Origin of the sequence: Vibrio natriegens NBRC 15636 = ATCC 14048 = DSM 759, assembly GCF_035621455.1 — a bacterium.
Classification (GTDB): domain Bacteria; phylum Pseudomonadota; class Gammaproteobacteria; order Enterobacterales; family Vibrionaceae; genus Vibrio; species Vibrio natriegens.
This window is the reverse complement of record NZ_CP141822.1, coordinates 2,096,358-2,119,016: the sequence shown is the minus strand read 5'-3', so window position 1 is coordinate 2,119,016 and position 22,659 is coordinate 2,096,358. Positions and strand designations below refer to the sequence as shown.

Below are 22,659 nucleotides of genomic sequence, written 5' to 3'. Positions count from 1 at the left end.
GCTAGCCAATTGGCTAGCCAGTTTATGCATTAAAGACCTGCTAGGCGTGCAGTGTCTTCAGCAATCACAAGCTCTTCGTTAGTAGAGATTACCATTGCTGGGATACGGCTGTTTGCAGTAGTGATAGTGCCTTCGCCGCCGAAACGTGCTTTAAGGTTTGCTTCACTGTCTACTTCGATACCGAAGATACCTAGACGGTTTAGAACCATTTCACGGATAGGGCCAGAGTTCTCGCCGATACCGCCAGTGAAAGTGATCGCATCTAGACGGCCGTCCATTGATGCAGTGTAACCCGCTACGTATTTAGCTAGACGGTGACAGAACACGTCCATTGCACGCGTTGCTTCTTCTTTCTCACCGTAGTTGTCTTCAACGAAACGACAGTCAGAAGTCACTTCAGTCAGACCTAGTAGGCCAGACTCTTTAGTTAGCATCGTGTTGATTTTCTCAACAGAGTAGCCTAGTGCGTCGTGTAGGTGGAAGATGATCGCAGGATCGATGTCACCACAACGAGTACCCATTACCAGACCTTCTAGAGGAGTCAGACCCATAGAAGTATCTACTGATTTACCGTTTTTAACTGCACATACAGACGCGCCGTTACCTAGGTGACAGTTGATGATGTTTACTTCTTCAACTGGCTTGTTTAGTAGACCTGCAACTTCACGAGTGATGAATAGGTGTGAAGTACCGTGCATACCGTAGCGACGGATGCCGTGCTCTTTGTACAGGTTGTATGGAAGAGCGTATAGGTAAGACTCTTCTGGCATTGTTTGGTGGAATGCAGTATCGAACACAGCAACGTTTTTCAGTGCTGGGAAAGATTTTTGAGCTGCTTTGATACCGATGATGTGTGCTGGGTTATGAAGTGGTGCTAGTGTTGCACAGTCTTCGATACCTTTCAGTACGTCATCAGTGATAAGAGCAGACTGAGTGAACTTCTCGCCGCCGTGTACTACACGGTGACCGATAGCTGCTAGGTTTTCAGAAAGCTCTGGCTTAGAAGCAAGAATAGTTTCTACCATGAACGCTAGTGCTTCTTCGTGAGCTGCACCGTTACCTAGTTGAGCTTCGTGCTTGCCATCAAGTTTCCACTTGATACGAGCTTCAGGAAGGTGAAGACACTCAGCAAGACCTGATAAGTGCTCGTCGCCGTTCTCGGCATCAACTACGGCAAATTTAAGAGAAGAACTACCGCAGTTTAAAACTAAAACTAGCTTAGACATGTATGACTACCTGTTATTCGTCTGATCAAAATCAGTTAAAGAATGAAAAATTAATCACAAGAATAGTCGATACCAGCAAGGGTGCGTACTAATCTTGGTCAAAAATTGTTCTAATTCCATATAAAGATATAGTGATGAGCCCACTCATCACGATGACGCGTTCCTTGCAGATAGTGACCTCAGAGTTGCTTAAATTGTAAATAACGGCAACAATGAGGTTGAGGGCCTGCAAAGGATAGCGATAATGGGCAATGATAACAAAAAAAATTTGAAATAATATTAATTTTCATCAATTTTTTGCACCTTCAGTTGAAACGTTCAACTATTTTTTAGTGAGAGAGTGGTATGAGTAATAAAGTCGGATTGATCCATAGCCTGAAAGATGGCCAAAATTACATGGAGATCTGGCCGGTTCGTAAAGAGCTGAATGCCGTATTTCCAGAACAGCGAATCATTAAAGCGACGCGATTTGGCATTAAAGTCATGCCAGCGGTTGCTGCGATAAGCGTCCTCACTCAAATGGCGTTTAACAACTATAGTGCGCTGCCTCAGTCGATCATTGTTGCCTTGTTCGCTATTAGTTTGCCGTTGCAGGGGATTTGGTGGTTAGGTGCCCGTTCAAATACCAAATTGCCTCCTTCTCTGGCTACCTGGTATAGAGAGCTTCACCACAAAATAGTTGAGAGTGGTTTCGCGTTAGAACCAGTCAAGACAAAGCCTCGTTACAAAGAACTGGCGTTAATCTTAAATCGTGCTTTTAGGCAGTTAGATAAATCCTCGTTAGAGCGTTGGTTCTAAACAAGCCAACATCGTGAAATTTAGAAAAATGGAGTGCGTACAAGCCACTCCATTTTTTGTGCTTCGTCCTGTTCAATAATCCTATCGATCCACTTCTTTTTGTCGCTTTTCGTTCACCCTGACAAAGATTTCCCTCTTTCTCGTTGATTTTGCGCGACTCGATTACTACTCCGCGATCACAATTGTTGTTTTACTGTTAAATGTTTCTTTTCTTTACTGAGACTTAGTAGTAATAATAAAAATAAGATGCACAAGAAGTGCACAGCTAAATTTATTACAAACACAACAAAAAACGCCTTCCCATTTTGGGGCTTGCGAGCGTACACCAAAAGGTGAATGTTCGCAGAACAAGGACGAAGACACATCAAGGAGTTATGATGATAACGAAACGTTTACTTGCCACCGCAATTTTATCTGCGACTGCCGTTCTTTCTTCTGCTGGTGCTATTGCTAATACAGCGACTGTTGCGGTTTCACAAATTGTGGAACATCCAGCATTAGATGCTGCCCGTCAGGGACTCTTAGACGGCTTGAAGGCGAAAGGGTATGAACAAGGTAAAAACCTAGAGTTTGACTACAAAACGGCACAAGGTAACCCTGCTATCGCGGTTCAGATTGCTCGTCAGTTTGTTGGTGAAAGCCCAGATGTTTTAGTCGGTATCGCGACGCCATCTGCGCAAGCTCTTGTCTCTGCAACGCGCTCTATCCCAGTTGTTTTTACTGCGGTAACGGACCCAGTTGGTGCAAAACTGGTTAAAACCATGGAACAGCCTGGTCAGAATGTGACTGGACTTTCTGACTTGTCGCCAGTTGCCCAGCATGTTGAGCTTATCCAAGAGATCCTGCCTCAAGTGAAAAGTATCGGTGTTGTCTTCAATCCAGGTGAAGCCAATGCGGTAACCCTGGTCGAACTTCTAAAAGTGAGCGCAGCAGCGAAAGGGATTGAAGTTGTAGAAGCAACGGCTCTGAAAAGTGCCGACGTACAATCTGCGACTCAGGCTATTTCTGCAAAATCTGACATTATTTACGCACCGACAGACAACACAGTGGCAAGTGCAATCGAAGGTATGATCGTTGCTGCGAACCAGTCTAAGACGCCAGTATTTGGTGGTGCCACATCTTATGTTGAAAAAGGCGCGATCGCTGGCCTTGGCTTTGACTACTACCAAGTGGGTGTTCAAACCGCGGATTATGTCGCGGCGATTCTTGATGGTCAGGAACCGGGCAAACTAGACGTAAAAGTCGCAACAGGTTCTGACTTGGTGATCAATCAAGATGCTGCTTCTAAGCTAGGTATTCAAATACCGAGTTCAGTCGTAGAACGTGCAACAAGCATGCAATAAGTCGCTTTTTTGGGGCGTATTCAACTCATTCGATCAAGTTAACCGCATTGGCGAAAGTAATAAGTCATGTCATTGGCTTATTACTTCTCCAAAGAATGTTTAAACCTCTGAGCGAAGCTATACCTTGTTCGAACAAACTTGAGTTTGAGTTGATAAGTTCGTCCTGACTGAAGTGAGAAGTCTTACTTTCAGATCCCGATATTGATCTGAACATGCAGAAAGGAGCCGTTTTATGTCTGCATTTGCATTTTTTGGCGCTCTTGAGATTGGCTTGATTTATGGGCTGGTCGCTTTGGGCGTATACCTCACGTTTCGTGTACTCGATTTTCCCGATCTAAGTGTTGATGGCAGTTTCCCAATGGGAGCTGCAGTTGCCGCGACAGCAATTGTGGCTGGAATTAATCCTTGGGTAGCCACAGGTATGGCGATTATAGCCGGCGCTATGACGGGCTGGGTTACCGCGTTTCTGGCTGTCCGCTGCGGTATTTTGCACCTTTTGGCCTCAATTCTTACCATGATCGCCGCCTTTTCCATCAATATTCGTATTATGGGTAAGCCCAATATGGCGCTACTCGGCGAAGATACGATCCTGACACCGTTTGAAGCGATGGGCGACTCAATGTTCGTGCGTCCACTTGTGGTTGGGGTGCTAGTTTTATTATCAGCATTTTTTGTGGTTCGTTTGCTCAACAGTGACTTTGGCCTTGGTCTAAGAGCAACTGGCGTCAACGCCCGAATGGTTTCTGCTCAAGGTGCCAGCACAGGTTTTTACACCTTCTTTGGCTTGGCGTTATCCAATGGTTTCGTTGGCTTTGCCGGCGCACTGTTTGCACAGACTAACAGCTTTGCCGACGTAACATCTGGGGTTGGTACCATTGTGGTCGGCTTAGCTGCGGTGATTTTAGGTCAGACCTTGATCCCTGGGCGCAAGATTTGGGTGGCAGTGTTAGCCGTTATCGTTGGTTCTGTTCTTTACCGTCTTGCCGTCGCGTTTGCTTTGAGCTCTGGAATGTTTGGCTTGCAGGCATCCGATCTAAACCTTGTTACTGCTGTGCTGGTTGCGGTCGCATTGATAGCACCAAAACTAAAACAGCGCATGAAAGCGAAACAACGAGTTTCAGATGCTAAACAGGCAGCATCTAAAAAAGGTTCAGGGGAGACATTATGATTGAACTCAATAATATCCAAGTGACGTTCAACCCTGGAACTATTCTGGAGAACCGAGCGTTAAAAGGGGTATCTCTAGAGGTGCCTGAACATCAGTTTCTTACCGTCATTGGTTCTAATGGTGCTGGTAAATCGACGTTGCTTGGTGCTACGACTGGTGAAACCCCGATGATTGGCGGGCAAGTGATTATCGATGGTAAAGACGTGACCCGACAAACCGTGGCTCAGCGTGCGACTCAATGTGCGCGGGTCTTTCAGGACCCATTGGCTGGTACTTGTGGCGAATTAACCATTGAAGAAAACATGGCACTGGCTTACATGCGTGGCAAAAAGCGTGGTTGGGGACTCGCACTCTCATCCCAGCGCCGAAAATTGTTCCAAGACCGAATCAGTATTCTTGGTTTGGGGTTAGAAGATAGGCTGGGGGATAGCATTGGCTTGTTGTCCGGTGGTCAACGCCAAGCGGTGAGTTTGGTAATGGCAACCTTGTCGGAAAGTAAGCTGCTGCTACTCGATGAACACACGGCGGCGCTTGACCCGCGTATGGCTGCTTTTGTTATTGATCTGACCAAACGTATCGTGAACGAGTTTAATTTAACCGTGATGATGGTTACCCACTCAATGAAAGATGCATTGGCTTGTGGTGACAGAACCGTGATGCTTCATCAGGGGGAAATTGTGCTGGATGTAGCAGGGGAACAAAGAGCAAATATGCAGGTACCAGATTTGCTGGAAATGTTCTCGAAAGTACGTGGTGAAGAACTGTCCGACGATAGTTTGTTACTCAATTAGTCAGCACAGTACGTTACCTGACTTCGGTTATGGTTAATGATACCTACCGAACGTGATCCTCCTTGAGAAACGTGACTAACGGACCGTTTCACAAGGAGGATTTTTATTCTTGCTATAGTAAAGTCATCGCATATGCCCGCTACAGGAATATTTGCTATGACCCTTCCTTTCATTTTCCACAGTCAGACGTTGGATGGTCTTTCTTTCAACGAAGAAGCTATAACGGTCACGCTTAAGACGGAGAGCCTGGATTTTGATCGTGTCTATGTTCGCTCCGAGCCTGACAACGAAGAATATCTGACTGAAATGCATCCGGCGGGAACTTCAGGAGAACTAAAACTCTGGAAAGCAACCTTTGCCCCTAATAAAGACCGAGATGTCTCTCACTACGTATTTAAGCTCGTTCTGGGCGAGCAGCAGTTTTGGCTGGATGGAAGGGGCGTACAGTCGCGTATTCCGCCAAAAGAGTTTCACTTTAAATTGAATGTGAATAACCAGCCACCTACATGGGTACAACAGCAGATCTTCTACCAAATTTTTCCAGACCGTTTTGCTCCAAGTAAGGATGAAAAATCGATTCGACAAGCCTATGGCGAATACAATCCTGAAGCGATAGTAAAGTCATGGGGGGAAGCGGTTGGGGAGCACCAGAATACCGGAGCCAAAGAGTTTTTTGGTGGTGACCTGTGCGGCGTTGAGCAGAAGCTGGATTATCTTGAAAATCTGGGCGTGACAGCTTTGTATTTCAATCCGGTCTTCCGCTCGCCGAGTAACCATAAATACGACACCACTGACTATTTCAACATAGACCCAATGTTTGGAAGCAATGAGCAGTTTGCTCAGTTGTGCAACAAGATACGTTCTAAGCAAATGAAAATTGTTTTGGATGCAGTATTTAATCACACTTCAGTTCACCATCCTTGGTTTGATGTGAAAATGGAAGGTGATGGGGCATATGGCCATCCGGCCTCGAAGTATCGCAATTACTATTTCTTTGACGATGACAGCAATCATTACATCGGCTGGAAAGGTATCAGCAGTTTACCAGTGTTGAACTTCGAGAACAAAGAGGTGCGGGATTACATTTATCAAGGCAAACACGCGGTGATCAAACACTGGCTAAAAGCCCCTTACTCAGTTGATGGCTGGCGCTTTGATGTGATTCATATGCTCGGAGAGGGAGAAGGAGCAAAAAATAACGCTCATTACGTCGAAGCGTTCCGTAAAGCGACAAAGTCGGTGAACCCGAATGCCTATGTCCTTGGAGAACATTTTTTTGAGGCAACTCAGTGGCTACAGGGTGATCAAGAAGATGGAGCAATGAATTATTACGGCTTTGCTCATCCCGTAAGAGCATTTATTGCCAAGCAAGATATCATGTACGATCCTATCCAGATCAATGCATTAGAGTTCAAAGAGTGGTTAGATGAAGCAAGAACGAAGATTCCATTTGCGAACCAGCTATCCCAACTCAATCAACTTGATAGCCATGATACGGCGCGATTCATCACTCTTGTAAGCCGTAGCGAAGACAAAATGCATATCGCTCTGACTTTGTTAATGACTTATGTCGGTACACCTTGCATTTATTACGGCAGCGAAGTTGGGCTGGAAGGCGGATTAGATCCTGATAACCGACGTTGTTTCCCTTGGCATGAAGTGGCGAACTCTGAATGGTTGGGTATTTATCGACGCTGGATAGAGATTCGTAAAAAGTTCAAATGCCTACAATCCGGCAGTATTCAATGGCTTTATTGCCATAATGACGCGTTGGTATATGCGAGACAGTTGAAAGACGAAGCGGTCATTGTTGCAATCAACACCAGTGAAAAAGCAGTGAGTATTGAGCTACCACTATGGCAGTTAGGTCTGAGTGCGAAAAGCTTGCACAACATATTGGATGATCGTGAAGTCATTAACTTTAAGAATAGCCTTAGCATTAATCTTCCTGCGGAGAGCGGTAAAATATGGCGGCTAAAGTGACACTGTCGTCCACCTTTATTAAAATGGTTGAATATGTTCGTTCACATCAACATCCATCCTCTTACTTATGGTACTGAATGTTTAATAAAAGACGTTTTAGCAACTCATTTGTTATTTTTTTCCCGCTTACTTTATTTGTTGTGGTGTTACTTGTCAGTGCCAAAAACTATTACGATGCGGTTAACCGCAACTTAGATAGCGAGTATGCGCGGATTGAGCGTGCGATCGTTCGCGGTATGAAGGTTCTCACTGCACTTGATTACAGTTTCAGTAACTTTACCAATAAAGAGAACCCATTATCTGGCGGTCATAGTTACTTAGTGAAAGACGGCTTTTGCTACATTTGGCCCATTCAAATGTCTCGGGTACAAGAAGTTGATGAAGGTAATCCGCCGTCCGAGCTTGATTACATGCTTGTGGGTATTGAGAAATTGTGTGAAAAAGGCTCTGAAATTAACAAATTAGCAGAACAAAAAGCGGGCTTCGCACCATCGCTGTCTTTTCTTCATGATATAGAGCCTCACATAGTTGGCATCCATTACATTGATAAGCGCGGATACATTATTTCGTCGCCTGACACCTACGCGAAGAACGTCACAAAAGAGCTTTTATTAACATTGAAGGCACGTCCATTCTGGCAAAAAACCGCTCAGGACAAGGTTAATATTACTTTAGCTGGGCCGGGGCCAATCCTAGATTCGATGCAAGGGAAAGTTATTACATTGGCAGTGCCTTACTATGAGAACGGTGTTCACCAAGGTGCGTTGTCTATCGACTTTAATTTGGATTTATTGCTTAACAGCTCGGCGCGTTTTGCGGGCAAGTTGCATTTAGTTTCGAACATTGAAGCGCTTCCTAACAATGCCGTTCGAATTAAACCCATTGATCTAGAGCGTTTGAGCGCCAATCATAGCCTTTATTATGAGTACGATTTGTGGAGCGAGATTAAAAACTTAGTCGTGTTACAAAAGTACAGCATTATTGTCGCGCTGTTTATTTATGTTCTGTGCACTATCGTGATTTTTTACGTCAATATGCACACTGAACGACGTTATTTTAAAGATCTTGCTGCAAAAGACCCGATGACCGGGTTATTGAACCGTCGAGGGATGGAAGCGGTTTGGCGCAATAAAATGACCAAACAGAAGGTTGCATTAGCGGTTTTTGATATCGATAACTTCAAAGCAATTAATGACAATTACGGTCACGATGTGGGTGATATTGCCATTCAACTTGTCGCTAAGTGTATACGTGAGAATATACGCCATACCGATGTGGCCTCTCGTTTTGGAGGCGAAGAGTTTGTGTTAGCGATATATGGCGAAGACAGTGAGTCGATGATGAGGATACTCGAACGAGTAAGAAAAACCATCGTAGAGCGCTCGACGCGTGTCACTAGCAGTGGATTCACCGTGTCAGGAGGCGTTGTTTTCTGTTCAGAAGGCGGAGATAAAAGCTTTGATGAGTTGTTTAAAGCGGCGGATGAAAAGTTGTATCAGGCAAAGCATAGCGGAAAAAATCAAATTTGTTATGCGTGCTGAAATGGATGTAAAAAAGGGCGAATTGTCGCCCTTTTGAATGTTTAAAGACTTAAGCCACTTTTGATGTCGCTTGCACCAATTCATCGCGATATCGTTGAATATGTTCAACGATGGGTGCGGCTTTATTAAAGGTGCGGATTTCACGGAACAAATCTTGTGCTTCTGGGTAAGATTGACGCAAATAAGCGAACCATTGTTTAACTCGGTTCGGGTAGTACAGCCCTTTGTCGCCTTTCATTTCGAACTTAGAGTAGTAAATCAGCAATTCAACTACTTCCGGCCAGGACATAGGCTGGTGGTTGTGTTTAACCATATTGCCTAAATTTGGAATGTTAAATGCGCCTCGGCAAACCATCAGGGAATCAACACCTGTGGTTTCAATGCAGCGTTGACCATCTTCGTGGTTCCAGATTTCCCCATTAGCAATTAATGGAATAGAGAATCGCTCGCGGATCTTCGTAATGTATTCCCATTTGATCTCCGATGCTTTATAGCCGCCTTGCTTTGTGCGAGCGTGGACCGTTAGTTCATTTGCACCGGCCGACTGGATCGCATCGACAATTTCAAAGCAATCTTCAGGGTTTTCCCAACCCAGGCGTATTTTCGCGCTAACCGGGATGTTTTCAGGAACCGCTTCACGGCATGCTTTTACGACTTGGTGAATCAACTCTGGATGTTGAAGAAGTGCTGCGCCACCTTTACTTTTGTTCACCATTTTTGCAGGGCAGCCAAAGTTGATATCGATACCACGAGCGCCAAGCTCAGCCGCTTTGATAGCGTTCTCGGCCATCCAGTTTGGTTCTTGACCTAACAATTGAACATGTACTGGTACACCAGATGCAGTTTGAGACCCTTGCAGAAGCTCCGGACACAAACGATGGAATACGTGATCCGGTAATAACTGATCGATAACTCGAACGAATTCAGTCACGCAGAGATCATAGTCGTTTATTTCGGTCAAAATTTGGCGCATCAAATGGTCTAAAACGCCTTCCATTGGGCCTAATACAACTCGCATAGTTTGCCTAGTACAGTTTGGTGATAAAAGGAGGGCGATTGTAGCGATGTAAGCCTAGTTTGTCATTAAAAGACTCGAAGCGTGCAAACTTATCAAACCGGTATGCCGAGGTTACTTGAGTTAAAGCTCTGGGGTATAATGCCGGCAAATTTATGGGAAACCAGATGTCATGCAATATACATTGATTGAAAAGGGTGAGGTTCAACTAGATGAATCTTCACTATTTATTGAAGGGGCTGTGTTAGCTGCAAACCTGACCACTAAGCCCTTGGCACCAGAGACTTGGTTAGAGCCGCTACTAGGCGGTGACTTTAAAGCCATTCAACCTGTGATTGAAGAGCAGATTCACAAGCAGCACAACCGCATTCTGCGTAACGAGTATTCAGTACTTGCTCTTACAGACAATAATCTCGAGCAACTGGCTGATTTCGCGGAAGGATTCATGTCGGTTTGGCCGATGATTGAAGAACAGTGGCAAGGTACCGAGCTCAATGACGGTTTACAGCGCATGCTGCAAGCTTTGCTCACGACGATGATGCTAGCGATCGATGAATCTACGACTCAACAACAGATGCGTGATGCGGGTATCGAGAACCCGCCGGCGCTGAGTGATTTGATTGATCAACTTGACTTGATGATCAGTGAGGCGGCATTGGGTGCAGACGAGCTCATGGTTGGGAACAAAGCAAAGAGTCTCAATCCATTTAAAGGTGTGGGTCGTAACGATCCTTGCCCATGTGAGAGTGGCAAAAAATTCAAGCAGTGTTGTGGTAAGTAATCAGGTTGCTCTGATTTAATACCTAAGATTAATAAAGCCGACCACGAGGTCGGCTTTATCGTTATTTGGGTTTATGTTTTAAAGAATTGGGTTCTTACGTCTTGCTGGGAAAAACTGAGCAATCACGACCAGAGCGAGAAAGACCAGATTACCTGCAAAAATAACGGCTAACCATTGTGGCATGGATAGCGTTAAGAACTGCCACACAATCTCAGAACAATCGCCATAGGCTTCAAACATCCAAGGTGCCCACTGGTTCAGCGGTGCCCAGCTTGGGAAAGTCACGAATACGTCACAGGTAGCAAATGGCGATGGATTGAACTGATAATCGACGTGCTGTAGCGCAAGCAACAAGCCTTTGTAGGCACTAAGTCCCCATGCGATAAGACCTAGCCATCGGAAGAGTGGGTTACTCGGTGAAATAAATCCGATAATTGCAGCTCCGCCTATGCCCAGCATAGCCACTCGCTCGTAAATACACATTACGCACGGTGCCAACATCATGACATGCTGAAAGTAGAGGGCACATGCTTCAAAGAAAATGATAAACAAGAGAAGAAGCATCCAAGATAAGCGCCCCTTGGAAAACTGGTTTAGTGATCTAAAAATATTCACGGTTTCAATCCTGTCTGAAAATAAAAAGCTCTGATTACTCAGAGCTTTTTATCGTGTATAAGTTTCTTAATCAACTTAAATATTAATGTCCGCCAGATACTGCTGGAGTTAAATCAACATTGTGCAGAGTTATCCAGCCCGCTTCGTAGAAAGACGCGGTTGCTGGTTCTAAGAAGAACATAATCCCCATCAGACCTACAATTGCCAACACTACGGTATAAGGCAATGCCATGATAACCATTCGACCATAAGAAAGGCGAATAAGTGGTGCAAGTGCTGAAGTCAGCAAGAATAGAAACGCTGCTTGTCCGTTTGGCGTTGCAACTGAAGGCAGGTTAGTACCTGTGTTGATAGCCACAGCCAGCAAATCGAACTGCTCACGAGTAATCAAGCCTTCAACAAGAGCGGTTTTCACTTCGTTAATGTAAACCGTACCAACAAACACGTTGTCCGAAACCATGGATAGTAAGCCGTTGGCGACATAGAACAGAGCGAGCTGTGTCCCTTTGTCTTCTACAGCAAGTACGGCATCAATAACGGGTTTAAATAGCTGTTGGTCGATGATGACGGCAACGATAGAGAAGAACACCGCAAGTAGGGAGGTAAAAGGTAGAGCTTCTTCAAACGCTTTACCCATCGAGTGCTCATCAATAACACCAGTAAACGAGGTCGCAAGAATAATCACCGACAGACCAATCAGACCAACTGCCGCTAAGTGTAGTGCGAGAGCCACAATTAGCCATACAGCGATAAAGCCCTGCACCCATAGCTTCGCCACATCTTGTTTGGTTCGAGTTTTACGCTCTTCGCGGTCGTAGTCCACGAGAATTTGGCGAACATTGTTTGGCAGTTTTGAGCCATATCCAAAGACTTTTAGTTTTTCTACGAGCGCACAAGTAATGAGGCCACAGAAGAGTACTGGCAACGTAACTGGCGACATACGAATCAGGAATTCGCCAAAAAACCAACCCGCTTGGTCGGCAATAATCAGGTTCTGAGGTTCACCAACCATAGTGGTAACACCGCCAAGTGCAGTACCCACACCTGCGTGCATTAGCAATGAACGTAAAAATGCGCGGTAGTTTTCTAAGTCATCACGAGTCAGTTCGGTGATGGTGTCATCTTGTGTATGGTCATGGTCACCAATAGGGTTTCCTGAAGCCACTTTGTGGTATATCGAGTAGAAGCCCACTGCAACACTGATAACAACGGCGATAACGGTCAGTGCATCCAAGAACGCGGACAAAAATGCCGCAGCAAAACAGAATGCGAGTGACAATAGCGTTTTTGAGCGAATGCCAAGTAATATTTTGGTAAAAATAAACAGCAGGAGGTGTTTCATGAAGTAAATGCCAGCAACCATGAATATTAGAAGTAGTAACACTTCAATATTCGCTACCAATTCATGCTTCACTTGTGCAGGGCTAGTCATCCCAATTGCTATGGCTTCTATTGCTAGTAAACCACCCGGTTGTAGTGGATAGCATTTTAATGCCATTGCTAGCGTGAAAATAAATTCAGCGACCAGCAACCAACCTGCAATAAATGGACTGACAAAAAAGAAAACAAGAGGGTTAATTATTAAGAAGGCTATAATGGCAACTTTGTACCAATCAGGCGCTTTACCTAGAAAGTTCTTGATAAAAGCGTTTCCGAGCGATATCGGCATGATAAATCTCTTTATAATAAATTTATGAATAGACACTACGAAATAGTGCATAAGTACTTGTTTGTTAGACTTATTAGCTAGTCTTTTAAAACAGTAACTTAGTAAAACAACAATCCTTTGTTTTATTGTAGTCTTGCCAAGTTACTTCCTTTGAACTTAAGCACCGCTCACTTTCGATCGCAAACTCTACACGCAGGTTTTTATTAGTCAATAACAAAGCTTAAGGCTTCTGACTTAAACAACTTTTTTAATGTAAGAGCGCGAGCGAACGTGCATTATTATATCATGAAAGTTTTAGAAAACTCCTTTTGGGATTCTAAATGATGACTAGATACGAAAAAATATAATTTAACTGAGAAATTTATTGAGTGGATACAAATTAATTTTTCATATTCTGAATATAAAAATGTGACGAAAGTTTCGTTACTTTCAGGGAAATTATGACTAGTACTTTTTAAGTAAAATGTTGGTTTTACTTGTTATAGGTACGTTAATGATGATTCACTATTGAGACTACATGTAGAGTTTTTGCTCTACTTGTAGGGTATTTCAAATGTTCTTCGTTAGTTTTCTCAAACCGTTAACTAGTGGTATGATGAGTAGTATCGACCCTCAAAAATCAATATTGGATAAAACGTAGAATGGTCATAAAGGCGAAAAGCCCTGCTGGATTTGCAGAAAAGTACATTATCGAGAGCATTTGGAACGGCCGTTTTCCTCCGGGCTCAATTTTACCTGCTGAGCGTGAGCTGTCTGAACTGATCGGTGTTACGCGCACGACGCTGCGAGAGGTTCTTCAACGATTAGCACGTGATGGATGGTTGACTATCCAGCATGGCAAACCAACAAAAGTAAACCAATTCATGGAGACGTCAGGTCTGCATATTTTGGATACGTTGATGACCCTGGATGTCGATAACGCAACGAATATTGTAGAAGATCTGCTTGCAGCACGCACCAACATCAGCCCAATCTTCATGCGTTACGCGTTCAAGATGAATAAAGAAAGCTCTGAGCGTACGATCAAGAACGTGATTGAGTCTTGTGAAGCGCTTATGAATGCCCCGTCTTGGGATGAATTTATCGCCTCTTCTCCGTATGCAGACAAGGTGCTGCAGAACGTTAAAGAAGAGAACGAAAAAGACGAGGCGAAGCGACAAGAGATCCTTATCGCTAAAACGTTCAACTTCTACGACTATATGTTGTTCCAGCGTTTAGCATTCCATTCTGGCAACCAGATTTACGGTCTTATCTTTAACGGATTGAAAAAGCTGTATGACCGTGTCGGCAGCTACTACTTCTCGAATCCGGCTTCACGCGAGTTGGCGTTGAAATTCTACCGTCAGCTTCTGGAAACGTGTGAAAATGCGGAGCGTGATCAGCTTCCAGTTGTTATTCGTCACTACGGTATCGAAAGCGCGTTGATCTGGAACGAAATGAAGAAGCAGTTACCAACTAGCTTTACCGAAGATGATAGCTAAGTTTTAATACTTACTCTTGGTTCTGAAAAGCCGCAGACTTAGTCTGCGGTTTTTTATTGTCTTCTTTTCAGTGGTGTTGATTACGCTAGTGTGAGTCTGGGAAGAGGTAAGTAAAGATCTTCAACTATCGTTGAAAGTACATGGTCGTACGTATTAAAAATCGTCAACGATAAATCCGAGGTAATATTGTATAGCTCCTCTTCGGTCAGCCCTGTGACTCTATCTTCAACATAGTCGTGGAGAGCCTGTATAGAACGCACCGCGACTGGTGACGCTATACTGAGTGGGGCGATTACGGCTAATTGATTGAGCTTACGAAGCATAATAGCAGCCGTATTCTTTAAACGCTCCTGATCGGACACATCATCAAAATCTCTGATACAAATTCGTAACTGAGTGAGTGTTTCGAGATTATCAATGATGGCCTGCCAGCTAATATGGTACTCGTCATGGAGTTCGTCTCTTTGCTCAATAGCTAGCCAAGCTATGGTGACTTCATCCATTAAGAACAGGCAGTGACGGATTAGCTTACCATGTTCCATCTGATTACGAGCCACACTGTTGTCTTGCCACTGCTCAAGCATTTTGTTTACGTTTATCTGCAAGACTCGATACATAGGCTTGTTTTCTGAGCGAGATGATTCCACAAGAAGATACAGTTTCTGAGTCAAAGCCTGATTAAGATCCTCTATTTCCTGTTCTTTATTTTTGTTGAATTGAATAGAGTAGTGTGTCGCGGCACGGTGACGACGAAGTAGGTGCACTACATCACGTAGTAGTGTTAGTAACTGATATTTACTTGCATGTTGCTGCTCTCGTTTAGATGAGAGGTGGTAAATACCAGCGAGAATTACTATAGACAGTAATGTCGAAATCAAAACAAACATGACTAACTCCTTGTTAGTTCTTAAGACCTAGCTAAGGTAGTCATGCAAAAATTATTCCCAACCAATGGTGCATATAAACAGGGCCAGATAGACCTATATTGTTATTTTTGCTCGTTTTTGGTGCGATAAATGCACAGTATTGTGAAATTGATCAAAAAATCCCCACCAGTTTGGCGGGGATTTATCAAGGTCGTTAGCTTTAACGCGTTAATGATTACATTACGCGCATGCCAGGTTGAGCGCCTTCGTGTGGCTCAAGGATCCATAGGTCGCTGCCACCAGGGCCCGCAGCTAGGATCATGCCTTCTGACATACCAAACTTCATCTTACGAGGTTTGAGATTTGCTACCATTACCGTTAGCTTGCCTTCTAGCTCTTCAGGTTTGTACGCTGACTTGATGCCAGAGAACACTTGGCGAGTTTCACCACCGATATCTAGCTGGAATTTAAGCAGTTTGTTTGCTTTTGGCACTTCTTCACAAGAGATGATTCGAGCGATACGCATATCCACTGCAGCAAAAGCGTCGAACTCAATCTCTTCTGCGATTGGATCTTTGTCTAGTTCAGTTTGGCTAGCCTTGTTCTTTTCTGCTTCGGCTTTCTCTTTCGCCGCCATTTCTGCCGCCGCATCTTCTTTTGACGCTTCGATCATCGCTTCGATGTTCTTAGGATCAATACGGTTGAACAGTGCTTTGAACTTAGTGATTTCGTGACCTGTTAGCGGCGCAGCGATGTTTTCCCAAGTCAGTTCTTGGTTTAGGAACGCTTCAGTACGTGCAGCAAGTGCTGGCATTACTGGTTTTAGGTAAGTCATTAGCACGCGGAACAGGTTGATACCCACAGAACAGATTTCTTGTAGTTCCTGATCTTTGCCTTCTTCCTTCGCTACAACCCATGGTGCTTTTTCGTCAACATATTGGTTTGCTTTGTCTGCTAGCGCAGTGATTTCACGGATTGCACGACCAAATTCACGCGTTTCGTAAAGCTCAGCGATACGATCAGCCGCAGCAACGAACTCGTTGTACAGCTCAGGCTCTGCAAAGTTGTCAGACAGTTTGCCTTCAAAACGTTTTGCAATGAAGCCAGCGTTACGTGATGCCAGGTTAACGATCTTGTTCACAACGTCAGCGTTTACGCGCTGAGTGAAGTCTTCAAGGTTAAGATCCAGGTCATCGATACGGCTGTTTAGCTTCGCAGCGTAGTAGTAACGCAGACACTCTGGGTCTAGGTGCTCTAGGTAAGTGCTCGCTTTGACGAAGGTACCTTTAGACTTAGACATTTTCGCGCCGTTTACTGTTACGTAACCGTGTACGAATACGTTGTTCGGCTTGCGGAAGCCAGAACCGTCTAGCATTGCTGGCCAGAATAGGCTGTGGAAGTAAACAATGTCTTTACCGATGAAGTGGTACAGTTCAGCTGAGCTGTCTTTATTCCAGTACTCGTCGAAGTCTAGATCATCGCGCTTGTCACATAGGTTTTTGAAAGAACCCATGTAGCCGATAGGTGCGTCTAGCCATACGTAGAAGAACTTGTTTTTCTCACCTGGGATCTCGAAACCAAAGTAAGGCGCATCACGCGAGATGTCCCATTGTTGCAGGCCAGATTCAAACCACTCTTGCATCTTGTTTGCGGTTTCAGATTGTAGAGAGCCAGAGCGAGTCCACTCTTTTAGCATGCTTTCAAACTGAGGCAGGTCGAAGAAGAAGTGCTCAGAATCTTTCATTACTGGAGTTGCACCAGAAACGGCAGATTTAGGATTGATCAGCTCGGTCGGGCTGTAGGTCTCACCACAGTTGTCGCAGTTGTCACCGTACTGGTCTTCAGACTTACATTTAGGGCACGTACCTTTTACAAAACGGTCCGGTAGGAACATTTCTTTTTCTGGATCGAATAGCTGAGAAATAGTGCGGCTAGAGATAAAGCCGTTTTTCTTCAGCTCAAGGTAGATATGCGAAGCCAGCTCGCGGTTCTCTTCTGAGTGCGTGCTGTGGTAGTTATCAAAGCTGATATCAAAGCCAGCAAAGTCTTTTTGATGCTCTTCGCTAACTGCGGCAATCATCTCTTCAGGAGTAATACCCATCTGTTGCGCTTTAAGCATGATTGGCGTGCCGTGAGCATCGTCAGCACAGATGAAGTTTACAGTGTTGCCGCGTAGGCGTTGGTAACGAACCCAAATGTCCGCTTGGATATGCTCAAGCATGTGGCCAAGGTGGATCGAACCGTTAGCGTACGGAAGGGCACAAGTTACCAGCATTTTTCTTGAAGAAAGAGGTCTTGGATCGTTTGCCATACTTAATATTCGCTTTTCTTGATAGGTATAAAGATTTTTGATGGATAATACTACCGCATGAGCTCACTAACTCCAAGGTGTCAAACTGCGGAATGCCTTAGTTTTTTTGGGGTTCTGATTACGATAGGTCGGTGGTAGCATGGGACTCAAAAGGAGGGCGTATGCATCAGTTCACTTCAAAACAAGATTTTTGTGATTGGTTTAATCAATTTCAACACCCACTGCTGGTGGAAAATTGGTCAGATATTAATGGTGTCGTAACGATAACCGCACAAGGTGGTGTTGATATTACTTTGCCATTTGCAAGTAATGAGCTTAAAACTTCGCTACACCAATGGGTTACGCAGCAGCAAAGCTCCGGGGCTGTGCCTGAGTTTGCGTTTCAAGTTGAATTGAGTGTTAAAGCGCTGGAAACCCACGTGACCAATAGCGTTAAAGGCGTAAAAAATATCATTGCGGTCAGTTCGGCCAAAGGTGGCGTAGGTAAATCAACCACAGCAGTAAACTTAGCGTTGGCGATTGCTCAATCCGGTGCAAAAGTTGGTCTGCTGGATGCTGACATTTATGGTCCTTCGGTCCCTATGATGCTTGGTCAAGAAGATGCTAAACCAGAAGTTCGTGATTCAAAATGGATGGAGCCTATTTTGGCTCATGGGATCTATACTCATTCTATTGGTTATCTCGTGGACAAGTCTGAAGCGGCGATTTGGCGTGGTCCTATGGCCTCGAAAGCATTGTCTCAATTGCTTACCGAGACCGACTGGCCTGAGTTGGACTACTTGGTTATCGACATGCCGCCAGGTACCGGGGATATACAGCTTACGTTGTCACAGCAAATTCCAGTAACAGGAACAGTGTTGGTGACGACACCACAAGACCTGGCATTGGCTGATGCACGTAAAGGTGCAGCAATGTTTAACAAAGTGAACGTTCCTGTTGTGGGTGTGGTTGAAAATATGAGCTACCACATCTGTAGCCAATGTGGAGCAACTGAGCATATCTTTGGTATGGGTGGCGCTGAGAAAATGTGTCAGGAGTTTGGTTTAGCGCTGTTAGGCCAAATCCCATTGCATATCACCATGCGAGAAGACATTGATGCTGGGGTCCCAACGGTTGCGAGAAGACCAGACAGTGAGCATGCAGGCTATTATAAACAGCTAGCAGATCGTGTATGCAGCACGATGTATTGGCAAGGCAAAGCCAAGCCAGATGCAATCAGTTTTACAATGGTGAATTAATTCTTAACTAAGTTTGTTAAGTTTTGTGGTTGAAAGTTGCGCATTTTAACGTTTGCCCGGAGGTTAATCCTTCGGGTCGTTAGAAACTTACAACTAAACTCCAATTCCAGCTAGTAACTAAGAGGTGAACTCCCTATAATCACGCGGTTTACCTTTTTATGTCACTAGAAATCATCATCGGGTGCAAATTAATGTCTGATAATAATCATTGCGTCATCGTAGGTATTGCTGGCGCTTCTGCTTCTGGAAAAAGTCTGATCGCGAGCACCATTTACAATGAGCTTCGCGAAAAAGTAGGCGATCATCAAATCGGTGTCATCACGGAAGATTGCTACTACAACGACCAAAGCCACCTAAGCATGGAAGATCGAGTAAAGACTAACTATGACCACCCGAGTGCGTTAGACCACGATCTGCTGTGTGAGCACCTTGAGAAGTTGGTTCGCGGTGAAGCAGTAGAAGTACCTGAGTACAGCTACACTGAGCACACCAGAACAAGTCACACCACTACATTGACGCCTAAAAAGGTCATTATTCTAGAAGGCATTCTTCTTCTTACTGATCCTCGCTTACGTGACCTAATGCACGCGACAGTATTTATGGATACGCCGTTAGATATCTGTCTGCTTCGTCGTGTTAAGCGCGATGTTGAAGAGCGTGGCCGAACAATGGAATCCGTTCTAAAGCAATATCAACAGACAGTGCGTCCGATGTTCATGCAGTTTATCGAACCTTCTAAGCAATATGCGGATATCATTGTTCCTCGTGGTGGTAAAAACCGCATCGCGATTGACGTACTTAAAGCTCATATTGCAAGACTTTTGAAAGCATAAGCCTCTAAACAGCTATATCGCTTTATTTTTGTAAAAAGAAGTGGCACCTTAGGTGTTACTTCTTTTTTTTGTTTTTAAATTAATCAGTTGCACTACAATAAAGGATAAATTAACGCTTTCACGGAACTGTCAGCGATAGAACAATTCAACTATTATGAATTTAAAAACACACGAGCAAGGATAAACAAATGAAGAAACTGCTCTTAATTATTGCAATACCAGTTGTGCTAGTTGTTGGGGCGATTCTCGCTTTAACTATTTTTGTAAACCCTAATCAATTTAAACCCCTTATCGTTGAACAAGCCCAAAAACAAACGGGATTGGAGTTAGTGATAGAAGGGGATCTTAGCTGGCAATTCTTCCCGTCCATTGGTCTTGAGCTAGGTCGTACGGAGCTAAGAAATCCACAAGGCTTCAGTCAGCCAAATCTGTTCAAAGTGGATACCGTGAGCGTAGATGTGTCGGTTACTCCGTTGTTCAGCAAGCAGTTGGAAATTGGCAATGTCACACTTGATGGTGCCGAGTTTTATCTTGAAACCAAGCAGGATGGCAGCAAAAACATTGATGCTCTGACAAAAGCGCAACAGTCGCAACAAACGGATAGTGCTGCATCGGAACAGAGCACAGAAACTCAACAGTCAGGTTCTGATTGGGCGATCAACCTTGCTGGTGTCACCGTATCTAATGGTTCTTTAGAGATTCAGGACAAGCAAGCTGACAGCTACACTAAGCTGTATGATATTTCTCTCAACCTTTCTGAATTTGCTTTTGACAATTGGACGACAGCAGATTTCGGTATAAAAGGTGAGATGAATGACCAGAAGTTCACCGCTCAAGGTCAGGCGGACTTTAAATTAGCTAAAGGTCTTGCAAGTTACAAGCTAAAGAACATCAAGTTTGATGCCACTTACGCTGATCCAAGCAACAACATCGAATCGGCTAACATCACTTTGGATACTTTTGCATTTGATACCGTTAATAACCTTAGCTATGCCCTGAAAGGCAGTGCTGCGGATATGAAGTTGGACATGCAAGGCGCCGCTCAGCTCAGTATCGACAACGCGATCAGCAAAGTACAATTAGACAAGTTATCACTTAAATCGACTTTTGAAGGTGAGACTTTGCCTCAATCACCAATGAAGGTGGATATGTTGTCTGATTTGTCTTTTGATCTGAACAAAAGCCACTTGAGTTTTGTGTTGGAGAAGCTCACAGCAAATGCTATCGAGCTAGACGGCAAAGCGGATGTGACTTTGAGCGATATCCCGAAAGTTCGTTTTGCGCTGCATAGTCCAAATATTGATTTGGATGAATTCCTGGGGCTAAACCAACAATCTGGTGACAAATCGGCATCAACTAGCGAAGCCAGCCAAACAGGTCCTGAAGTAGAACCTGATTTGTCAGCACTGAAGACACTGGATGTTAAAGGTGACATCACGATAGACAACTTCAAAGCGGCAAACGCAAAAATGGAGGCCGTGAAGGCAAGCTTTACGGTCAACCGTGGCGTAGCTGAGCTCATTTCATTCAGCTCGAAACTCTATCAAGGTACGATTAACGCGAAAGCACAATTGGATGTTCGTAAAACGCCAGCGACATACATTGCGACGAGTACGATTAAAGGTGTGAAAGTACAGCCGTTATTAGTGGATGTTGCAGACAATGATAAGTTGGAAGGTACCGGTAATATAGACGTCAATGTCAAAGGTAGCAGCCTGACACCGACTGGTATCAAACAGAACCTAGTGGGTACAGTGGCGATTAACTTTGCTGATGGTGCTGTTCATGGCATTAACGTGGCACAGTTAATTCGAGAAAACTACGCAAAATTCAAAGGTCAGTCGGTTGAAAGCACGAAGGAAGTGAAGAAAACGGACTTCAGTGCAATGACAGCGACGTTGAAGCTAAACAAAGGCGTGGTATCCACGGATGATATGAAGGCGCAGTCACCACTGCTTCGTGTGCGTGGTAATGGTAAGGCAAATTACCTGAACGAAACCGTCGATTTCACTATCAGTACGTCAATTGTCGGCACGTTAGAAGGGCAAGGTGGTAAGAATATCGATGAGCTGAAAGACATTACGATACCAATCAATGTGTCTGGTAAGTGGTCAGACCCTAAATTCAAACTGGTATTCGATGATGTGTTGAAACAAAAAGCACAAAAAGAGATTGACCGTGGTGTAGAGAAACTGACGGACAAGATCAAAGACGAAAAGACTAAAGAAGCGGTTGATGGTTTATTAAAAAACTTGTTTAACTAACTTCATTCAATACGTAAAGGGTTGGCATATCGCCAACCCTTTTTATTTTTATGGCTAGTCGTCAAACTACCAATCGACACCTTTCAAGGCTTTTACGCCGGACTCGAAAGCGTGTTTCACGTTTTTCACTTCAGATACGGTGTCGGCCATTTCAATCAATGTACGATGCGCGCCACGTCCTGTGATGACAACGGACTGCATTTTAGGGCGATTGTTGAGAGCTTCTACAACCTCGTCTAAATCTATGTAGCCGTAACTCACCATGTAAGTCAGTTCGTCAAACAGAACGACATCGAGCGATTCGTCTTGCAGCATGCGCTTACACTCTTGCCAGACCAATTGCGCAGCTTCAGTGTCTGCCGCTTTGTTTTGCGTTTCCCAGGTAAAGCCTGTCGCCATAACTTGAAATTCAACACCTAATTTCTCAAGCAGGTTACGTTCACCGTTATCCCAAGTGCCTTTAATAAATTGAGCTACAGCGCAATTCAAACCGTGCCCTACAGCACGAGCAACAGTGCCAAAGCCAGACGTTGATTTACCTTTGCCATTTCCTGTAATAATCAGGAGCAGGCCTTTTTCTTCTTGGGCGGCCGCGATTTTAGCGTCTACCTGTTCTTTCACTTTCTGTTGGCGAGCCTTGTGACGGGCTTCTTTATTTTCTTCGATAGACATATCAGTACCTCAATTCCTTTTATTACACCCAAGGTTCGGTGTTAACTTGGGCTAGTCGTATTAT

At 44.3% G+C, this 22,659-nt stretch carries 18 protein-coding genes; 11 read left to right on the top strand and 7 right to left on the bottom strand.

Annotated elements, in window-relative coordinates; translation table 11 throughout:
- Positions 1–29: 29 nt before the first annotated feature.
- Entirely contained in the window at positions 30–1,226 is a 1,197-nt protein-coding gene (locus tag VER99_RS09550) for an acetate kinase (RefSeq protein WP_014232519.1), read from the bottom strand.
- Between the two features lie 345 nt (positions 1,227–1,571).
- On the opposite strand from VER99_RS09550, the gene yfbV reads away from it, so the two are divergent.
- The 6 genes from yfbV to VER99_RS09520 all read left to right on the top strand — a co-directional run bounded on the left by yfbV (position 1,572) and on the right by VER99_RS09520 (position 8,850).
- On the top strand, positions 1,572–2,024 hold the full coding sequence (gene yfbV / locus VER99_RS09545; RefSeq protein WP_014232518.1) for a terminus macrodomain insulation protein YfbV: 453 nt from the start codon (positions 1,572–1,574) through the stop codon (positions 2,022–2,024).
- 377 nt (positions 2,025–2,401) lie between these two features.
- On the top strand, positions 2,402–3,367 hold the full coding sequence (locus VER99_RS09540) for an ABC transporter substrate-binding protein (RefSeq protein WP_014232517.1): 966 nt from the start codon (positions 2,402–2,404) through the stop codon (positions 3,365–3,367).
- Positions 3,368–3,599: 232 nt separating this feature from the next.
- Entirely contained in the window at positions 3,600–4,535 is a 936-nt protein-coding gene (locus VER99_RS09535; protein WP_020335661.1) for an ABC transporter permease, read from the top strand.
- The gene (locus tag VER99_RS09530) at positions 4,532–5,326 is read left to right on the top strand and encodes an ABC transporter ATP-binding protein (RefSeq protein WP_020335660.1); all 795 of its coding nucleotides are present in this window, start codon (positions 4,532–4,534) and stop codon (positions 5,324–5,326) included. The genes VER99_RS09535 and VER99_RS09530 overlap by 4 nt, the downstream gene beginning before the upstream one ends.
- Positions 5,327–5,482: 156 nt before the next feature.
- Positions 5,483–7,309 (top strand): maltodextrin glucosidase, encoded by a 1,827-nt coding sequence (gene malZ, locus VER99_RS09525; protein ID WP_020335659.1) that lies wholly within the window; start codon positions 5,483–5,485, stop codon positions 7,307–7,309.
- Between the two features lie 77 nt (positions 7,310–7,386).
- Entirely contained in the window at positions 7,387–8,850 is a 1,464-nt protein-coding gene (locus VER99_RS09520; RefSeq protein ID WP_020335658.1) for a sensor domain-containing diguanylate cyclase, read from the top strand.
- A 49-nt stretch (positions 8,851–8,899) separates the two neighbouring features.
- Here VER99_RS09520 and dusC read toward each other — a convergent pair whose 3' ends face one another.
- Complete coding sequence (gene dusC / locus VER99_RS09515) at positions 8,900–9,868, bottom strand: tRNA dihydrouridine(16) synthase DusC (RefSeq protein WP_020335657.1); 969 nt, start codon at positions 9,866–9,868, stop codon at positions 8,900–8,902.
- A 169-nt stretch (positions 9,869–10,037) separates the two neighbouring features.
- Here dusC and VER99_RS09510 point away from each other — a divergent pair, with 169 nt between their 5' ends.
- On the top strand, positions 10,038–10,646 hold the full coding sequence (locus VER99_RS09510; RefSeq protein WP_020335656.1) for an SEC-C metal-binding domain-containing protein: 609 nt from the start codon (positions 10,038–10,040) through the stop codon (positions 10,644–10,646).
- A 78-nt stretch (positions 10,647–10,724) separates the two neighbouring features.
- Here VER99_RS09510 and dsbB read toward each other — a convergent pair whose 3' ends face one another.
- Positions 10,725–11,261, bottom strand: coding sequence for a disulfide bond formation protein DsbB (gene dsbB / locus VER99_RS09505; protein WP_024372816.1), 537 nt, complete (start codon positions 11,259–11,261; stop codon positions 10,725–10,727).
- An 82-nt stretch (positions 11,262–11,343) separates the two neighbouring features.
- Positions 11,344–12,930 (bottom strand): Na(+)/H(+) antiporter NhaB, encoded by a 1,587-nt coding sequence (gene nhaB, locus VER99_RS09500; RefSeq protein WP_014232509.1) that lies wholly within the window; start codon positions 12,928–12,930, stop codon positions 11,344–11,346.
- Between the two features lie 641 nt (positions 12,931–13,571).
- On the opposite strand from nhaB, the gene fadR reads away from it, so the two are divergent.
- Positions 13,572–14,411 (top strand): fatty acid metabolism transcriptional regulator FadR, encoded by an 840-nt coding sequence (fadR, locus tag VER99_RS09495; RefSeq protein ID WP_014232508.1) that lies wholly within the window; start codon positions 13,572–13,574, stop codon positions 14,409–14,411.
- Between the two features lie 80 nt (positions 14,412–14,491).
- Here the strand turns inward: fadR and VER99_RS09490 are convergent, their stop codons facing one another.
- Positions 14,492–15,298, bottom strand: a complete 807-nt coding sequence (locus VER99_RS09490) for a hypothetical protein (protein WP_020335652.1) — start codon at positions 15,296–15,298, stop codon at positions 14,492–14,494.
- Between the two features lie 214 nt (positions 15,299–15,512).
- Positions 15,513–17,588, bottom strand: coding sequence for a methionine--tRNA ligase (gene metG / locus VER99_RS09485; RefSeq protein ID WP_014232506.1), 2,076 nt, complete (start codon positions 17,586–17,588; stop codon positions 15,513–15,515).
- A 161-nt stretch (positions 17,589–17,749) separates the two neighbouring features.
- Between metG and apbC the strand changes: the two genes are divergently transcribed.
- From apbC to VER99_RS09470, 3 genes are all read left to right on the top strand, one after another.
- Positions 17,750–18,826, top strand: coding sequence for an iron-sulfur cluster carrier protein ApbC (gene apbC / locus VER99_RS09480; RefSeq protein ID WP_020335651.1), 1,077 nt, complete (start codon positions 17,750–17,752; stop codon positions 18,824–18,826).
- Between the two features lie 191 nt (positions 18,827–19,017).
- The gene (udk, locus tag VER99_RS09475; protein ID WP_014232504.1) at positions 19,018–19,659 is read left to right on the top strand and encodes a uridine kinase; all 642 of its coding nucleotides are present in this window, start codon (positions 19,018–19,020) and stop codon (positions 19,657–19,659) included.
- A 188-nt stretch (positions 19,660–19,847) separates the two neighbouring features.
- Positions 19,848–21,923, top strand: coding sequence for an AsmA family protein (locus VER99_RS09470; protein ID WP_020335649.1), 2,076 nt, complete (start codon positions 19,848–19,850; stop codon positions 21,921–21,923).
- A 66-nt stretch (positions 21,924–21,989) separates the two neighbouring features.
- Here the strand turns inward: VER99_RS09470 and cobO are convergent, their stop codons facing one another.
- The gene (cobO, locus tag VER99_RS09465; RefSeq protein ID WP_014232502.1) at positions 21,990–22,595 is read right to left on the bottom strand and encodes a cob(I)yrinic acid a,c-diamide adenosyltransferase; all 606 of its coding nucleotides are present in this window, start codon (positions 22,593–22,595) and stop codon (positions 21,990–21,992) included.
- Between the last annotated feature and the right edge of the window lie 64 nt (positions 22,596–22,659).

Excerpts from the sequence above, each read along its gene's own strand:
- VER99_RS09550 (WP_014232519.1), bottom strand. The coding sequence starts at position 1,226 with ATGTCTAAGCTAGTTTTAGTTTTAAACTGCGGTAGTTCTTCTCTTAAA.
- yfbV (WP_014232518.1), top strand. The coding sequence starts at position 1,572 with ATGAGTAATAAAGTCGGATTGATCCATAGCCTGAAAGATGGCCAAAAT.
- VER99_RS09540 (WP_014232517.1), top strand. The coding sequence starts at position 2,402 with ATGATAACGAAACGTTTACTTGCCACCGCAATTTTATCTGCGACTGCC.
- VER99_RS09535 (WP_020335661.1), top strand. The coding sequence starts at position 3,600 with ATGTCTGCATTTGCATTTTTTGGCGCTCTTGAGATTGGCTTGATTTAT.
- VER99_RS09530 (WP_020335660.1), top strand. The coding sequence starts at position 4,532 with ATGATTGAACTCAATAATATCCAAGTGACGTTCAACCCTGGAACTATT.
- malZ (WP_020335659.1), top strand. The coding sequence starts at position 5,483 with ATGACCCTTCCTTTCATTTTCCACAGTCAGACGTTGGATGGTCTTTCT.
- VER99_RS09520 (WP_020335658.1), top strand. The coding sequence starts at position 7,387 with ATGTTTAATAAAAGACGTTTTAGCAACTCATTTGTTATTTTTTTCCCG.
- dusC (WP_020335657.1), bottom strand. The coding sequence starts at position 9,868 with ATGCGAGTTGTATTAGGCCCAATGGAAGGCGTTTTAGACCATTTGATG.
- VER99_RS09510 (WP_020335656.1), top strand. The coding sequence starts at position 10,038 with ATGCAATATACATTGATTGAAAAGGGTGAGGTTCAACTAGATGAATCT.
- nhaB (WP_014232509.1), bottom strand. The coding sequence starts at position 12,930 with ATGCCGATATCGCTCGGAAACGCTTTTATCAAGAACTTTCTAGGTAAA.
- fadR (WP_014232508.1), top strand. The coding sequence starts at position 13,572 with ATGGTCATAAAGGCGAAAAGCCCTGCTGGATTTGCAGAAAAGTACATT.
- VER99_RS09490 (WP_020335652.1), bottom strand. The coding sequence starts at position 15,298 with ATGTTTGTTTTGATTTCGACATTACTGTCTATAGTAATTCTCGCTGGT.
- metG (WP_014232506.1), bottom strand. The coding sequence starts at position 17,588 with ATGGCAAACGATCCAAGACCTCTTTCTTCAAGAAAAATGCTGGTAACT.
- apbC (WP_020335651.1), top strand. The coding sequence starts at position 17,750 with ATGCATCAGTTCACTTCAAAACAAGATTTTTGTGATTGGTTTAATCAA.
- udk (WP_014232504.1), top strand. The coding sequence starts at position 19,018 with ATGTCTGATAATAATCATTGCGTCATCGTAGGTATTGCTGGCGCTTCT.
- VER99_RS09470 (WP_020335649.1), top strand. The coding sequence starts at position 19,848 with ATGAAGAAACTGCTCTTAATTATTGCAATACCAGTTGTGCTAGTTGTT.
- cobO (WP_014232502.1), bottom strand. The coding sequence starts at position 22,595 with ATGTCTATCGAAGAAAATAAAGAAGCCCGTCACAAGGCTCGCCAACAG.